The 16,039-nt window shown below is 50.9% G+C and carries 13 protein-coding genes; 6 read left to right on the forward strand and 7 right to left on the reverse strand.

Translation table 11 applies throughout. The features are described 5' to 3' along the window. Positions 1-54: 54 nt before the first annotated feature. The 5 genes from IEV98_RS05545 to IEV98_RS05565 all read left to right on the forward strand — a co-directional run bounded on the left by IEV98_RS05545 (position 55) and on the right by IEV98_RS05565 (position 6,360). Positions 55-1,140, forward strand: coding sequence for a DUF4407 domain-containing protein (locus IEV98_RS05545; RefSeq protein ID WP_188504889.1), 1,086 nt, complete (start codon positions 55-57; stop codon positions 1,138-1,140). 100 nt (positions 1,141-1,240) lie between these two features. Then, a complete protein-coding gene (locus IEV98_RS05550; protein ID WP_229738591.1) occupies positions 1,241-2,665 on the forward strand; it encodes a sensor histidine kinase in 1,425 nt (474 codons plus the stop codon). Positions 2,666-2,670: 5 nt separating this feature from the next. Further along, a complete protein-coding gene (locus tag IEV98_RS05555; protein ID WP_188504890.1) occupies positions 2,671-4,146 on the forward strand; it encodes a TlpA family protein disulfide reductase in 1,476 nt (491 codons plus the stop codon). A 20-nt stretch (positions 4,147-4,166) separates the two neighbouring features. Further along, positions 4,167-4,865 (forward strand): LytR/AlgR family response regulator transcription factor, encoded by a 699-nt coding sequence (locus IEV98_RS05560; RefSeq protein WP_229738592.1) that lies wholly within the window; start codon positions 4,167-4,169, stop codon positions 4,863-4,865. 163 nt (positions 4,866-5,028) lie between these two features. Then, positions 5,029-6,360: a TolC family protein gene (locus tag IEV98_RS05565; RefSeq protein ID WP_188504891.1), complete on the forward strand. Its 1,332-nt coding sequence runs from the start codon at positions 5,029-5,031 to the stop codon at positions 6,358-6,360. Here the strand turns inward: IEV98_RS05565 and IEV98_RS05570 are convergent. The 6 genes from IEV98_RS05570 to pdhA form a co-directional block, all read right to left on the reverse strand. Then, positions 6,357-7,412 (reverse strand): ABC transporter ATP-binding protein, encoded by a 1,056-nt coding sequence (locus IEV98_RS05570; RefSeq protein WP_188504892.1) that lies wholly within the window; start codon positions 7,410-7,412, stop codon positions 6,357-6,359. The two genes, IEV98_RS05565 and IEV98_RS05570, sit on opposite strands and share 4 nt — an antisense overlap. 85 nt (positions 7,413-7,497) lie before the next feature. Then, positions 7,498-8,409 (reverse strand): outer membrane beta-barrel protein, encoded by a 912-nt coding sequence (locus IEV98_RS05575; protein WP_188504893.1) that lies wholly within the window; start codon positions 8,407-8,409, stop codon positions 7,498-7,500. Between the two features lie 26 nt (positions 8,410-8,435). Next, positions 8,436-9,233 carry a hypothetical protein gene (locus IEV98_RS05580; protein WP_188504894.1) on the reverse strand — a complete coding sequence of 266 codons (798 nt, stop codon included), beginning with the start codon at positions 9,231-9,233 and terminating at the stop codon, positions 8,436-8,438. Beyond that, positions 9,220-9,777 carry an RNA polymerase sigma factor gene (locus IEV98_RS05585; protein ID WP_229738593.1) on the reverse strand — a complete coding sequence of 186 codons (558 nt, stop codon included), beginning with the start codon at positions 9,775-9,777 and terminating at the stop codon, positions 9,220-9,222. Before IEV98_RS05585 ends, IEV98_RS05580 begins: the two co-directional genes overlap by 14 nt. A gap of 106 nt (positions 9,778-9,883) precedes the next feature. Continuing rightward, complete coding sequence (locus IEV98_RS05590; RefSeq protein WP_188504896.1) at positions 9,884-11,578, reverse strand: dihydrolipoyl dehydrogenase family protein; 1,695 nt, start codon at positions 11,576-11,578, stop codon at positions 9,884-9,886. A 51-nt stretch (positions 11,579-11,629) separates the two neighbouring features. Beyond that, a complete protein-coding gene (pdhA, locus tag IEV98_RS05595; protein ID WP_188504897.1) occupies positions 11,630-12,625 on the reverse strand; it encodes a pyruvate dehydrogenase (acetyl-transferring) E1 component subunit alpha in 996 nt (331 codons plus the stop codon). 197 nt (positions 12,626-12,822) lie between these two features. On the opposite strand from pdhA, the gene IEV98_RS05600 reads away from it, so the two are divergent. Next, positions 12,823-14,556: a S41 family peptidase gene (locus IEV98_RS05600; RefSeq protein ID WP_188504898.1), complete on the forward strand. Its 1,734-nt coding sequence runs from the start codon at positions 12,823-12,825 to the stop codon at positions 14,554-14,556. A gap of 16 nt (positions 14,557-14,572) precedes the next feature. On the opposite strand, the gene IEV98_RS05605 is transcribed toward IEV98_RS05600, so the two are convergent. Then, positions 14,573-15,952, reverse strand: a complete 1,380-nt coding sequence (locus IEV98_RS05605; RefSeq protein WP_188504899.1) for a nucleotide sugar dehydrogenase — start codon at positions 15,950-15,952, stop codon at positions 14,573-14,575. Positions 15,953-16,039: the final 87 nt, after the last annotated feature.

A 16,039-nucleotide genomic window follows, 5' to 3' on the forward strand; every position in this document is an offset into this window, starting at 1 on the left:
GAAGCGTAACATTTTGGCTTTCAAGTTGTCTTATTAAAGAAATAATCGGACGCGATGGAAAAATTGACGAATTTTTTTTGGTGGTGCAGTGGTGCGCATCAGGATACGCTGGGCAACTACCCCGCCGAGGGGAACAAATATGTGGGCATCGGTGCGACCATTTTTTTTACCGGATTGTTTGCGGCATTATCGGGCGGCTATGCACTGTACTTTGTGTTTAGCGGCGATGGGGGTGCCATCGGGTATGCCGTATTGTTTGGCTTGCTGTGGGGCCTCGCGATTTTCAATATGGACCGCTATATCGTATCCAGCATCAATAAGAACGCCTCCGCATCCCGGCAATTCCTGCAAGCTACCCCACGTATCCTACTGGCCGTACTGATCGGTATCGTTATAGCCCGGCCGTTGGAAATCAAGGTATTCGACAAGGAAATCCGTGATCAGCTGCGGGTGACTTACCTCGACCGCCAACGGGCGAGTATCGATACCCTCAACCACGCATTCGATAGCAAGTACACCATTGAGTTGGGTAAAATTACGGAATTGAAAGCCGAGCGGGATTCACTGGAGGCAACAATCAAAGCGGATCGGCTCAAATTGAAGTTGGAGACTTTTGGTGAAAAGACCGTGGAAACTTCCGGTATTGTCGGGTACGGCCCGTACGCCAAGCAGCGGCAGGCTGACCTGGAAAAGCAGGAACAATACCTCGATACCTTAAGGTCGACCATCAGGCAACGGGAGGCCTTTATCCAGCAGCGCAAGCAATTTGACGGGTTGATGGATGAACGGCTACTGACGGGAGCACAGCTGGACAGCGCCGTGAACAGGGCTGGGTTTGCCGACCGGAATGCCGCGCTGGGCGATCTGAAGTACCATAGCGACGGTACCGTGAACAGTTCGAACTATTGGTCGATCACCTTCATCATGCTGCTATTTATCTTCTTCGAATGCCTGCCCGTATTTGTCAAACTGATGAGTGCGCGGGATGCCTATGACATCGCTCTAAAAGACCGGCAGGCCGTAGATATCCACCGATCTGGCAAAGATCGCGATGCGGAAATGGCGATCGTAGATGGTGTGTACGATATCAAGGTGCAGCGGGGTATGGACAAGCATAAAGCCCAGCTCTGGGAAGACTAAACCTGATAAATATCTTCCATTCGTCACAAAACCCACCTATTTCACCCCATTTGATTGCGATCCGGCAAACAATTGGTGTTTTTTGCTGAAAATACTTATTATGAAATTGAATCGTATTGAAACCATCTTGGCTACAGGGATTTATCTCTTTGTCCTTGTTATCATTTTCAGCAACCAGAGTCACGCTTGGGGTACACGACATGTCGTTTCTCTCATGGCGTACGCCACCATTATCTATGGCGCATATCTGGTCTTTACACAATGGATTTCGCCGGTATTTTTCCGCGTCCGTAAAATCGACGCGGGTATAGCCCTCACGCTGTTGCTCTTCTTTTTGGTTTGGCTGGGGCTCACGGGCTGTATGTGGGTACGCGATTATCACCTACGCGACTACCACCAGTGGGACGACGGCCGGTTTGTGCCCCACCTGAAGCGCGGGGAGTCGTTGGGGGGCGCTTTGCTCGTATTCCTGCTGCTCTTTGCCTATGAAGGGATTAAGCGGCTTATCCGCTACCTGCAGCAAACTCGCAGTACGCTCGCAACGCGCATTGCAAAGGAAAGCCTGGTGGTACTGGGCGGGGGAACATTGATTTTTGTGATGCTGATGGCGGTTGAGGAAAAACTCGCGGCATTCTGGCTGGCGGTAGTCCCTTATGCTTACCTGATCTTTGCGCTGAATATTTACTGGTTATTGCCGTTGAAGGAGAAGCGAGGGTATAGCCCCCAATTATATGGGCTTATGGCGGTCGGGATATCGTTCGTCGCCTTCATTCCATCCGGATTATTCTTTTTGAATGTTATGCGTTCGGCGGAGGATCTGTATTTCGTGATATGGATTTGCCTCAACCTCGTTGTGATTCCATTAGCTATCTTTGTGTATAAGCGGCAAAAGGAGCGTATCAGCCAATTGGTAAACCTCAAAATGGAGCTTGGACAGACATCGGCTGGCCTAAGTTTCCTACGGTCGCAGATCAATCCCCACTTCCTGTTCAACATCTTGAATACCCTCTACGGTACCGCCCTGCAGGAAGATGCCGAACGTACGGCTACAGGTATTCAGAAACTGGGCGACATGATGCGCTTCATGCTGCATGAAAACAATCAGGATCGCATTCTTTTGGCACGCGAGATTGATTATCTCCGCAATTACATCGACCTGCAACTGCTGCGTACGGCCACTTCTACGGGTATTACCGTTGAATGCGATATCAACGATGCATTGGAAGGTACCTACATTGCGCCGATGCTGCTTATTCCATTCGTTGAGAATGCGTTTAAGCATGGCATCAGCCTGAAAGATAAATCGTGGATAAAAATCAGCTTGTACGAAGCGGAAGGAAAGGTATATTTCGACGTCCATAACAGCATCCACCGCAAGCCGGAAACGGACCCCGAGCAACGCCATTCGGGTATTGGGCTGGAAAATGTGCGGCAGCGATTGGCGATGCTGTATCCCGACAGGCACGACCTGGTGATCCGGGAAACCACGCAGGAGTATTTTGTACATTTGACTATCGTATGCTAAGGGATATGAAAAGAATCATACTGACCGTTGTGGCCGTGAGCGGCTACTTATTTTCGTACGCGCAATTTGATCTGAAGGGACGTATTGAAAACCTACCGATCGGGGAGACCGTGATGGTGAATGCGCCCTTTGTATTCGGGTATTTTGATGACATGAAAACGCCCTTAACCACCGATGAAGACGGGAATTTTAGTGTCACGCTGCCATTGGACGAAGAAAAGATTGGCTATCTGCGTTGGGGAGACCGCCAGGCTTTCCTATGGATGAGGCCTGGCACCGACTTAACCGTGGAGCTAGACGGCTCCAACGGCCAAATCGCTTTTGGCGGTGAGATGGGTGGTACCAATAAGCTGCTCCACGAGCTGGAATTGTGGAAAGCCCCCCTGTTTTTTACCGACAGCAAACGGGTAGCGGCCAATGAAATGCAAGATCGTGTTATTCAGCCCTATATGCAACAGCTGGCCGCTAAAATGGCTAAGGTAGATGCCAGCACACTCACACCTCCGGAAAAAGAGTTCCTAAAAGCCGAACTGCACTATCACTTCATTGGCTACGTTGACCTGTATGTGCGCACTGCCCGTTGGCCACGTAAGGAGTGGTCGAATTTTATCATCGAATTTATGCAAGGGGAAACACCCCAACCCAAATCGGCATTGCAGGGGCCGATGTACTATTCGTTTATTGATGCATACGTTGGTTTTTTAGCGAACCGTGCGTTTTCCAACCGCGATGACCCGACAAGGTTTGCTGCATCACTGGATTCGGTATATGGTGTAAACAGTTTCGATAGCCTGATGGCTTTAGCTCGCGAACATGGCGAAACATTCCTCAACTGGATGGCTGTAAAACGGGCATTCGACGCTAATACAACTGAACGTTACCTGGCTCAGCAAGTCAAGGAAAAATACGACGACGGGGAAGTTTCCACCGGTAATAAACTGCTCGACGCACTTGAATTGCATAATCGGAACAGTACCTACCTGGACACGTTGGCAAGCATACGTGCATCGCTGATGAAAAGAATGGCTACCATAAACAACGATATCATCGTTCCTGATGACTACCGGACTTTCCAACAGATCAAGACCTTCGTAAAGCAATTCCAGGGAAAGGTTGTGTACTTGGATATTTGGGGCACATGGTGTGGCCCGTGCAAAGAAGAGATGCGATACCTGCCATCCATCAAAGAACACCTGGAGGGAAAAGATATTGTCTTCCTCTACCTGGATATGGACGATGATGAAAAGGACAACAAGTGGCGGGAATATATTCAGGCAAATGCCATTACCGGTGTGCATTTGAGAAAAAATAATGAGGACATACAAGCCATCTGGAAAGAATTGTTGCCTGATGATTCTTCCCGTCACGGTCGGTATCCGACTTACTTTATATTTGATAAGCAAGGAAATCTGATGGTCGACGATATTAAAAGGCCAAGCGATGGGCAAAATTTGCTGAAACAACTGGAGGAATACCTGTAAACTTAGTACCTTGGAGCAAAATGATGACCGCCATTGCCATAGACGACGAACCGATTGCACTTGATGTGGTGAACAACCACGCCGCAAAAGTGCCCTTTTTGGATCTTCGGGCTGTTTTTACCGATGCTTTTGAAGCCATGGACTACTTGCAGAAACACCCGGTAGACCTGCTGTTTCTCGATATCAAGATGCCGGATATCTCGGGCATTGAGTTTTTCAGAAGCCTGAGCAAAAAGCCGTTGGTTATCTTTACCACGGCTTACTCGGAGCATGCGGTTGCTGGTTTCGAATTGGATGCCGTAGACTACCTGCTTAAGCCATTTTCCCTCGCCCGTTTCCTCAAGGCCTGCAATAAGGCGCAGGAGTGGTTGCAACTACGCAACACAGATTCCAAGCCGCAATACATCTTTGTCAAGACAGGGTATGATCAGGTAAAGGTGGATTTCGGCGACATCGACTACCTCGAAGCGACGGGCAACTATGTTAACTTTGTGCTGGGGGAGCGCCATGTACTGAGCCGGATGACCATCACGGAATGCGAGGAGCTGCTGCCGACCGACCGGTTTTTGCGGATCCACCGCTCCTTCATCACGGCGATGGGGAAGGTGCAAAAAATAGAACGGCACCAGCTTACGGTAAATGGAAGCATACTTCCGATAGGCGCTTCATATTCGGCCATGATTAAACGGCTGGCCGATAAGCCGCATGCCACCGGATAGTGGAAGCATACTGGGGTGCCGCGCACACTGTCCGTTTTCGGACACCTATTGCCCGATATCGAACAAGCTCGCTAGTACAAGCTTTTGCAAGCATTTTATAATCTTGCAGTTACGAGTTTGGCGCAAACTGTGTACAGCGTTATGCCAAAAATGAAGCGACAAAATGTTTAATTATATCCGTTATCTGATTTGCTTGGTAGCAATCCTTAGTTTGGCGAACCAAGTAACGATTGCACAAGACACACTGACCCTCGAACAGTGCGTCCAATTGGCGATGGAACAAAACCTTGATGTACAGCAGGCCCGTATCCGGACGGAAAGTCAGGGCATAGACCTGAGACAGGCGAAGCATAACTTACTGCCCGATCTGAATGCGCGGTTAAGTCATGATTTTCAAGTAGGCCGGAACATCGACCCGGAAACCAATCAGTACCTCGATAATGTAACCACCCGCTCAGGAAGCCAAGGGCTATCCAGTTCCATGGTATTGTTTGATGGACTGCGGATGTTCCGTAGCATCACACAGCAAGCATACAGTTATCGGGCCACGCAATTGGATGAACAGTACGCTAGAGAGCAGGTGGCGCTTAACGTGACCGGTGCATATATTCAGGCACTTGCCGCACGGGACGTGGTTGCCCAGGTAGACAGCCTTACCGCGGTAACACGCCGTCAGGTAGAGCGAAGTACCGTGCTTTTTGAGCAGGGAGCAGCGTCCCCGGGCGACTACTATGATCTGAGAGGACAGTATGCCAATGATTTAAACAGCTTGAACGATGCTAAAAACAGATTCAACGAGGAACTTGTCAATCTGTTCCGGTTGATTAATCTACCGTACAACGCCGAAGTGGAGCTCACTTCCCTTCAAGAATTGCCGCTTGACGACTCGGGGATATCAACAGGGGAACAGCTCTATGCGACGGCCGCTGAGCGATTGGGAATCATTAAGGCGGTGGAAAACTGGGAGCAAGCGGCACGTTTTGGACTTAAAGCGGCACGCTCGTCTTATTTGCCCTCGCTCGCTGTCGGAGCCGGACTAGGCAGCAGTTACATACACGGCAACGGGCCGTATATCGAACAAGTACAGGACCGTATTGGACGGAACTTGGGGTTTACATTGTCCATTCCGATTTTAAATCGGTTGCAGGTGCGGAATAACGTAGCGCGGGCGAAGCTCGATTTGTTGAATGCGGAGAACGTGGCAACAGCGCAACATAATGAATTGCAGCAAACTACGAGCCAGGTGCTTTTCAATCTGGACGCCGCGAAGGAGCGGTATACGAATCTGGTAGATCAGGTGGCGCATTATACCGAGTCATTCCGCATAGCGGAAGTGCGTTTCGAGGCCGGTGCCATCAACTCTGTGGAATTCCTCATTGCCAAAAACAAAATGGACAATGCGAACGCCAACCTGGTCATTGCTCGCTATCAATGGCACCTCCGGCAGCGGATCTTAGCATACTACAATGGGGAGATGTTGGTGTCCGCTCGTTAAGCGTTTACCGGATGAAAACGGGTGACGTGGACAGCGACACGCATGCCTTTTCGGAAATCGACATGGGGCATCGCAAGCGCATGTAAGGTCATGCCGGCATGGCGGACGGTAAGGACTTGGTAGAAGCCTTTGAATTGGGTGTCCACCACGTCGAAGCCCGCACGCGGATCTTCCTTCAGTGAAAGCCATTCCGGGTGGATTACGACATCCGTGCCAGCACAGATTCCCAATAGTGAAGCTTCGGCCTGGGTGAGGATGTTGCTCTTTGCCAGCAGCCGAGCCGTGTAGGCGTTAGGTGGTTGGGTGTACAGCCGCGCAGGTTGACCCGCTGCTACCAAACGCCCCGTTTTCAGCACGATCAGTTCGTCGGCCATCGAAAGGACCTCGGCCGGATCGTGCGATACCAATACGACCGTAAGGCCGGTTTCTTCCACAATGCTGCGGATATCCTGCTGCAGGATTTCACTAAAAGATGCGTCTACCTGATTGAAAGGCTCGTCCATCAGCAGCACCTCAGGCTCATTAACCAATGCCCGTGCCAGCGCTACCCGTTGCTTCTCGCCGCCACTCAGATCTGCCACCCGTTGCTTGGCTAGATGAGTGATACGCAGGCGGCGCAGGCTATCTTCCGTTTTCCGATGTTTAGCCTCTAAATCGGTGTTGGACAGCTGTGATGCCACATTATCCCACACGTTGGCGTAGGTATTCAGGTCGTCGAACCCTTGGGATACCATGCGCATGGCGTCATGGCCGGGAATGAGTTTTTCCCTGGGGCCGGGTACCCGCCATCCCCTATAGCGCACCTCGCCGCCATCAGGCTCCAATAACCCATAGATGAGCTTGAGCAGTGTGCTCTTCCCACTGCCACTTTCGCCGATGATGGCCGTAATCTGCCCCTCACGGATGCCGAATGTCAGTTCGCTGATCGCCACAACCCGTTCTTTAGCCTGAAAGGAGCGGCTGAGGCTTTCTCCATGGATCAATGGAAGGCCTTCGCGCTGTACATCATTCGGTACCGAACAAGATGGGAAATGGGTGGTGGGTATCGCCATAAAAAAGCCACCCCGATATATCCGGGGTGGCACAAAAATAAGGAAATATTATGTAACTATGGTCTCCGTGCCCCGCTGTGCACTTTTAAAACCCAAGCGTCAAACCAAAAGCCATGTTTTGCAGGCCTGCTTGCGCGGGGCTGTTCTCAAACAGGTCATTGAAGTAATATTTGGCGTAGATGCCGAACGAGCCGACCCCGAATCGGGCAAATGCCCCGTAGCGGAATTGCGTGAAATTGTAGTCGTCTTTGAATTTTTGCTTGCCGTGCTCGTCGCTCTTGAAGCGTTGCGTTCCTTTAAGAAGAAAACCGCCTTCGGGCCCGAAAGCAAATCGTAGCCGGCCAAGCCCACTGTGATGCGTACTGCGCAATTCGAACGTAAGGGGTAATCGCAGGTAGGTGGCGGTAAGCCGGTTTTTGGAATAATCCACGGGGGAATCCACCCACTCCAGCGGTGTGGTATTCTCCAGGAAGTCGATGTTTTCCCGTAGCCGGATATAGGTCCAATCGAATCCACCGGACAGGAAGATGCGGAAATTGTCGTTGAACCGATAGCCCGCCTGCAAGAGGTCGAATCCGAAGTTGACGGTCTTTCCGGGGCGGTACCGGAAATCACGGTTATCATCAGAAAGCGTGAAGCTACCGTTGTCAATCAGCTTCACCAAGCCGAGATCTATCCGTGAAAACGTAATGCCATAAATGGGATACGATTTGCGGGGATGGTCTGTGGTCACTTTTACGTCATGCGCTTTGGTGTCGTCGTCATCCTTTTTGTACTCGTACGTTTTATCTGATTTCTCGATGGTAATCATGCCCTCGTCTTTGCCTGGGATGATGATCCGTACTTTGCGTTTCTCTCCGGTTTTTACATCTTCCATAATGACGGTGTCCATAGCCACCCCATCGCTTCTACGGATGCTGTCTGTCCGTTTTTTTTCTTGTGCGGAGACCGTCAGCAGGACGGTGCAAAACCACACGGTAAGGCTCATGTATTTCATGTTGTGTTCTCGTTATAAGGTTTGATTTATTTTATTTTCTTTTTCCGGTTTTTTGCCAAGCCAAAATTAAAGTCCAATTTTAACGAACCTTCGTCATCGTTGGAGAACGTAACCAATTTTTCCTCCCGTTGATCAACCGTGCCCACCACATAATTGAGAATATTGCTGATGCCGAAAGGCTGTCGGCCCGTGTTTTCCGCGGCCAATAGGGTTTCTTCCTCTTCCTCCAATACCACCAGCGGTTGGATGTCGGGCACGGCGGCGACTGCTTCTGCCGGGATGGTTTGCAAAGTGGGCTGCGTTTCAGCAGCCTGGATTGGCGCCGTTGGCGTGTCCTTCGGTGAAGCAATTTCATGGGCCGCCAGCTGTTGGATTTCAGTGGATTCGGCCGGGAGATTCTTCGGTTGCACCGCTGTGGCTATCGTGCGTTGACGGTTCTTTTTTGTAAATACGCGTTTCAACTGTACGATGTCTAACGGCTCGACTTCGGGTATGGGCTCCGGTGTTGGCGCTTTCGCGGTCACATCGATCCCGGCGGGATCGCTGGCGACTTCCTCATGGGTGGCAACCCGGCCTTGTAGGTAGGTAACCGGTATTGGCCGGTTGTACCAGTAGACCATACCACAAACCATCAGGATGGCTGCAGCGACGGACATCCATCGCGTAGTAAAGCGACGCTTTTTTAGCGGGATTACCGGATGGCTTTGCTGCGCGTCCAATTGCGTCGCTATGCGATCCCACAGCCCCGCGGGGACGTTGGGTTTGAAGTCTTTGAACTTATCGGCCAGCTGCCGGTCAAACTCATTTTTCTCATTTGGGTTCATGTGTCCCTCCTTCTCGTTGTTTTATTCGTTCTTTGAGCCACGCCCGTGCCCTTGACAATTGGGATTTGGACGCACCCTCACTGATGCGCAATGTCGCTGCGATTTCCTTATGCGAAAACCCTTCCAACGCGTACATGTTAAACACGATGCGATAGCCTTCGGGAAGTGCCTGGATGAGCCGCAACAAATCGTCGCATTCCAAGCTATCCATCGAAAAGGTATGCTGCGCATTGTCGTACACCTCATCGATTTCAACCTGCTGGCCGTTTCGGCTATTCCGCCGGTAGGTCTCGATGGCTGTATTGACGATGATCCTTCGTATCCAACCTTCGAATGAGCCTTCCCCACGATAACTATCGATGCTGCCGAAGACCTTTATAAATCCCGTTTGGAGCATATCTTCCGCTTCAAATGTGCTTTGTGCGTAGCGCATGCACACACCCAGTAGTTGCGGTGCCATCGCGTGGTACAGTTTTTCCTGTGCCTGGCGACTGCCGGTCTTGCAGCCTTCGTACAAACCATCGAGTATAACCGTTTGCTCCAATTGCGGTGTGTTTATTAGGATGACGGTAAGATAAGCAAAAAGGTTGCATGGCAATAAAAAAAGCCGCTCGTGAGAGCGGCTTTCAAAACTTTTGAGCAGTAGCTTGCTAGGCCAATATGCGTACCGGCTCTTCGAGCAGCGATTTGAGTGTTTGCAGGAATGCCGCTCCTGTTGCTCCATCGACTACCCGATGATCGCACGTGAGCGTCACCTTCATGATATTGCCCGGCACGATCTGTCCGTTTTTCACGACAGGTACCTGATCGATGCCGCCAATGGCCAGGATACAGGAGTCGGGCGCGTTGATGATAGCCGTGAATTCATCGATGCCGAACATGCCCAGGTTAGATACCGTAAAGGTAGAGCCTTCCCAGTCGGCAGGCTGTAATTTTTTGGCTTTTGCCCGTTGTGCAAATTCTTTCACTTCTGCAGAAATGTGCGACAGCGATTTTCCATCGGCAAAACGTACGACAGGCACTAATAACCCGTCCTCTACCGCGACAGCCACACCGATATTCACGTGTTCGTTGTAGCGGATCTTATCACCCTGCCACGAAGCATTGACGGCTGGATGTTGTTTCAACGCAGCAGCTGCTGCTTTGATTACCAGGTCATTGAATGATACTTTGACGGGTGCCACCTCATTGATTTTGGTCCTGGCCTGCATGGCGCTGTCCATGTTGATTTTGATGGTGAGGTAGAAGTGCGGAATGACAAATGTTTCAGAAAGCCTTCTGCTGATGGTTTTACGCATTTGCGTAACCACTTTTTCAGTATAGCGTTCTTCGCCTACAAATTGGGGGATGTTGACGGTGGTGGTGCGGCTTTCGCCGGCGCCGGGTTGTGCTGCTGCCGTCGGCGCTGCTGCTTTCGCGGCAGGCGTGTAGGACTCCACATCCTTTTTGATGATCCGGCCGCCATCGCCCGAACCCTTAACCTCACCCAGGCTGATCCCTTTATCTTTGGCAATTTTGCGGGCCAGCGGTGAAGCTTTTACGCGGGAATCCTCTTGTGAGGCAGGCGTCTCTTCGGGGGCTGCCGGTTGCGATGTTTTGGCCGCAGTTGGCGCTTCACCTCGGTCAGCGGTAGGTTTTTCCGCTTTCTCGGTTTTGCCGGTGCGTTGCTTGAGCAACGGTTTGATGTCGGTGCCTTCTTTGCCTACGATGGCGATAATATCGTTTACTTTTGCCGCTTGGCCTTTTTCCACACCAATGTAGAGCAGGGTGCCGTCGGCATAAGCGGTCACTTCCATCGTGGCCTTATCGGTTTCCACATCGGCAATCGCATCATCGCTTTTAATGGTATCGCCCACCTTGAAATGCCATTCGGCGATGACGCCCTCGGTCATCGTATCACTAAGCAGGGGCATGGTGATGACGGTAGCGCCCAATGACTCCGCGGTAACGTTTTCATCATCGTCGCCATCATCCTCGGCTGCAGTGGCTTTAGGCGCGCTTTCTTGGGCTGTTTCTTCGGTTTTTTCGTCTTTGCCTTGATCGCTTTTAGCTTGGTTGCCGGCCTCACCGCCTTTTCCGCCCTCCAACAACGCCTGGTAGTCTTCTCCCTCTTCCCCCAACACTGCGATAATTGCATCGACTGGTACGGCTTCACCTTCTTTGGGTCCAATATATAATAAGGTTCCCTCCTGGTACGATTCGAAGTCCATCGTGGCCTTGTCGGTTTCCACTTCTGCTACCAAATCACCGGAACCGACTTTGTCGCCTACTTTTTTGTGCCACTTTGCGATCACCCCTTCGGTCATGGTGTCACTCATCTTGGGCATTCTAACTACTTCAGCCATGTTGTATGCGGTTAATCCTTTATTAAACGTTAATTAGCTATTTCAAATACTTCAATCCATGATGTAGGGATAGTCACCCTGCACGTACACATCTTTGTACAATTCTTCCGGTTCAGGATAGGGAGATTCTTCGGCAAACGTTACGCTTTCGTCAACTGTTTTCTTGATTTCGGCGTCTACTTGTGCAAACCATTCATCATTGGCATATTTCTTATCAACGATGGCTGCTTTGGTCACAACCAGCGGATCGCGACCCTTATACTCTTCCAATTCTTCTTTTGTACGGTATTTGGCAGGATCGGACATGGAGTGCCCCTTGTAGCGATAGGTTCGCATTTCCAGGAACGTGGGGCCGTCGCCGCTACGTGCGCGTTGCACGGCTTCGTCCATTGCATTGTGTACGGCCACGACGTCCATACCATCTACGGGTGCGCTAGGCATGTCAAAACCAAGCGCCATTTTGTAAATATCAATCATGTTGGTTGTGCGGGCTACGGATGTGCCCATGGCATACCCATTGTTTTCGCAGACGAAAATGACAGGTAGCTTCCACAACATGGCCATATTCAGCGCCTCATTGAAAGCACCTTGCCTTACGGCACCATCGCCCATGTAACACACACACACGTTATCCGTACCGTTATATTTCTCGGCAAAAGCGATACCTGCACCCAAGGGAATCTGTCCGCCTACGATGCCGTGACCACCCATGAACTTATGTTCTTTGCTGAAAAAGTGCATCGACCCGCCTTTTCCTTTGGAACATCCGGTGGCTTTGCCAAAAAGCTCAGCCATGGCCGCATTGGCCGATATACCCTTAGCGATGGCATGGGCATGGTCACGGTAAGCGGTGATCATGGAATCCTCGGGGCGTAACACGGACATCGCACCCGCTACCACCGCCTCTTGGCCGATGTAGAGGTGGCAAAACCCGCGGATTTTTTGCTGTCCGTACAATTGACCTGCCTTCTCTTCAAATTTACGCATGAGCAGCATGGACTTATACCACTCCAAGTAAGTTTCTTTTTTTATCGGTGTCGAACTCATTTCAACGTTTATTAGCTAACCTAATTTTTGGAAGGCAAACTTAGATAAAATTGTTGTTATATGCAATTTACGCCAGTGGCATATCACATAATATATGCAAGTATTGGCCGTGTTTAATCATTTTGTGAAACTTGGTTATTGGTATTCGTTACAATTTGTTTTAACTTTAATTGTTTTTTGATTTTGACACACCACAAATGAACCACAGCAAACACCTATTGGGCGCAAACCGCGTTGCCATCTTGGTTGTCATTTTATTGCTTTTTTCCGCATTTGCTGCGGTGAAGGATGATTTGTTCCTAATCAGCAAGAATCTGGATATTTTTTCTGCCGTATACCGGCAGATTAGCATCAACTATGTGGATGAGACAGACCCTGATAAACTGATTAAAACAGCCGTAGATGCCATGCTTGATGGTCTCGATCCGTATACGGAATATGTGCAGGAAGCGGATATCGACGATTACAAGCTAAAGTATGTGGACACGAGATACGGCGGCATAGGTACCACTACGTTTAACCGCGACCGTCGTGTTTATATTGCCGAGTTATATCCTGGATATCCAGCTGATCGTGCAGGATTGCAGGTGGGTGATGAACTGGTCCGTATTGACGGGAATTCGTTGGAAAATAAATCGACCACGGTGATAAGCCAATTGTTGCGGGGCGTGGAACACAGCGAGGTGAGACTTCAAATAAAGCGCCCGCAACGCGACACGCTATTGGAACTTTCCATTACGCGCGAGGCGATACGGCAGCCCAATGTAAGTCACATCGCCTTATTGGACGGCGGTGTGGGCTACATCAAGCTGGATAAATTTCTGGAGCGGTCTGCTACCGAAGTCGAGGCGGCCGTAACCGATTTACAGAAGGAGGGTAAGCTCAAGGGCTTGGTTATCGATCTGCGCGATAATGGCGGTGGTATTTTGCAGGAAGCGGTGAGGGTCGTCAACCTGTTTGTGCCTCCTGGAGAGCTTGTGGTAAGCCAACGGGGTAAAAATACGACTAAAGCCAATAGCTACCGGACAACCGTGAAAGCCGTGGCTCCGGAAATCCCGTTGGCCGTACTGATTAACCAACACTCCGCTTCTGCTGCGGAAATTGTGGCGGGTGCGTTGCAAGACCTGGATAGGGCGGTGGTGGTGGGGGAAAGGAGCTTTGGGAAAGGGTTAGTGCAGCAGACCTTTCACATTCCCTATAATAACCTGGTAAAAGTAACCGTTGCGAAATATTATACCCCCTCCGGCCGATGTATCCAAGCCTTAGATTTTGCACACCGCGACGACAATGGCGATTATACACACGTGTCGGATTCAATGATCAAAGCATTTAATACCAAAAGGGGCCGGGTGGTATATGACGGTAGTGGTATCCATCCCGACATTACCGTGAAAAAAAAGGCCTATAGCCCGGTTACGAAAACACTATTGCATCACCACCTGATTTTTGATTATGCAACGACCTTTAAACAAACCCACCGCCAAATTCCGGGTCCGAAGAGCTTTGAAGTGAGTGAGACGCAGTATGCTGATTTCATCCGGTTTCTGGAAGATAAGGACTACCCTTACTTTTCCAAAACCGAAACCTCATTGCGGCAGCTGAAAGCCTTGGCGGAGGCCGAACGGAAACCCGATGATATTCTTCAGGAATTAACCATGCTGGAGCATCAGCTGTCGGATAGCAAGCAACGGGACCTGTTTAACCACCGGGAAGAGCTAAAAGCTGTGCTGGGCAACGAAATCATCTCCCGTTATTACTACGGGCAAGGCCGGACTACCTTTTCATTTAAGCACGACGGCCAATTGCAACGTGCCCGGGCACTGCTGACGCTTGCTACCGATGAATATTACAGCATCCTCGCCGGTGAAGGAAAGTATAATGAAATAGGCCGCCCGGAAACATTCCTAGCCGTGGCGGAAGCCGCAAACTAGCGATATAGCATGTTTGTTATTCGCCGATGGCGTAGTACTGGAACCCCAACTCGTCAAGCTTGCTACCCGAAAGCAATTTCCTGCCGTCGAATACGAATGCAGGTTTCATCATGTGGTCCTTGATGCGGTGCCAATCATAGGTTTTGAATTCATCCCATTCGGTAAGCACGGCGATGGCATGTGCACGTTCCGCGGCATCGTAAGGGTCGCCTACCACGGAGACCAGCCTGCGGTTTTCCGCTGGCGTGCGTGTGCCGAGGTAATCCAGGTCGGCGTAGACCTGTTCGGCCGTCACCTTGGGATCGTAAACGACGATGCTGGCCTCCTCGCTGAGCAGCGCATCGGCCACGTAAATGGCCGCTGACTCGCGCGTATCATTGGTGTCCTTCTTGAAGGCCCAACCCAGGAAGGAAATCTTCTTGCCCGACACGGTATTATACATGGTCTGCACGATGTTATCCGCGAAGCGGTGCTTCTGGTGATCGTTCATGGTGATGACCTGCTCCCAGTAGTGGGCCACCTCCTGCAAGCCATAGCTGCGGGCAATGTAGACCAGGTTGAGGATGTCCTTCTGGAAACAGGAACCGCCGAAGCCCACGGAAGCTTTCAGGAACTTGGAGCCGATTCGGCTATCCGTACCGATGGCCCTGGCCACTTCATCGACATTGGCCCCGGTGCGCTCGCAGAGCTCGGAGATGGCATTGATGGAGGATACGCGCTGGGCGAGGAAGGCATTGGCGGTCAGCTTGGACAGCTCGGAAGACCACAGGTTGGTGGTGAGGATACGCTCACGGGGTACCCACGAAGCGTAGACATCCACCAGGGCCTGCACCGCTTCGGCATTTTCCCCGCCGATGAGTACCCGGTCGGGATCGTGGAGATCTTCGATAGCCGTCCCCTCGGCGAGGAACTCGGGATTGGAAAGGATATGGAAGTTCACACCACTTCCCGTGTTGTGAAGGATGCTCTTAAGTGCTTCGGCCGTACGCACGGGCAGGGTGGATTTCTCCACGATGATCTTATCGGATTTGGAGGCAGCGGCAATCTGCCGTGCGCAGAGTTCAATGAATTTCAGGTCGGCAGCCATGCCCTTGCCCTTGCCGTAGGTTTTGGTTGGGGTATTCACCGAAATGAACACCATGTCCGCGTCGGCGATGGCGGTATCCACATCGGTGGAAAAAAACAGGTTGCGCCCACGGGCCTCAGCCACCACGCCGGCCAGCCCCGGCTCGTACACGGGCAGCTTGGAGAGGTCCGAATCGTTCCAGGCAGCAATGCGCTGCTCATTGATGTCTACAATCGTAACGGTGATATCCGGGCATTTCTGAGCGATGACCGACATGGTGGGACCACCAACGTAGCCCGCACCGATACAGCATATTTTTTTAACCTTCATAAGCTTCTGCGTCTTGCGTGGCAAAAATATAATATTTTCCCAATATGCTTGTTAGTTCTTTCGTATTCCTTAATTTTACCCTACCAA

Origin of the sequence: Parapedobacter pyrenivorans, from assembly GCF_014636865.1 — a bacterium.
GTDB lineage: Bacteria > Bacteroidota > Bacteroidia > Sphingobacteriales > Sphingobacteriaceae > Parapedobacter > Parapedobacter pyrenivorans.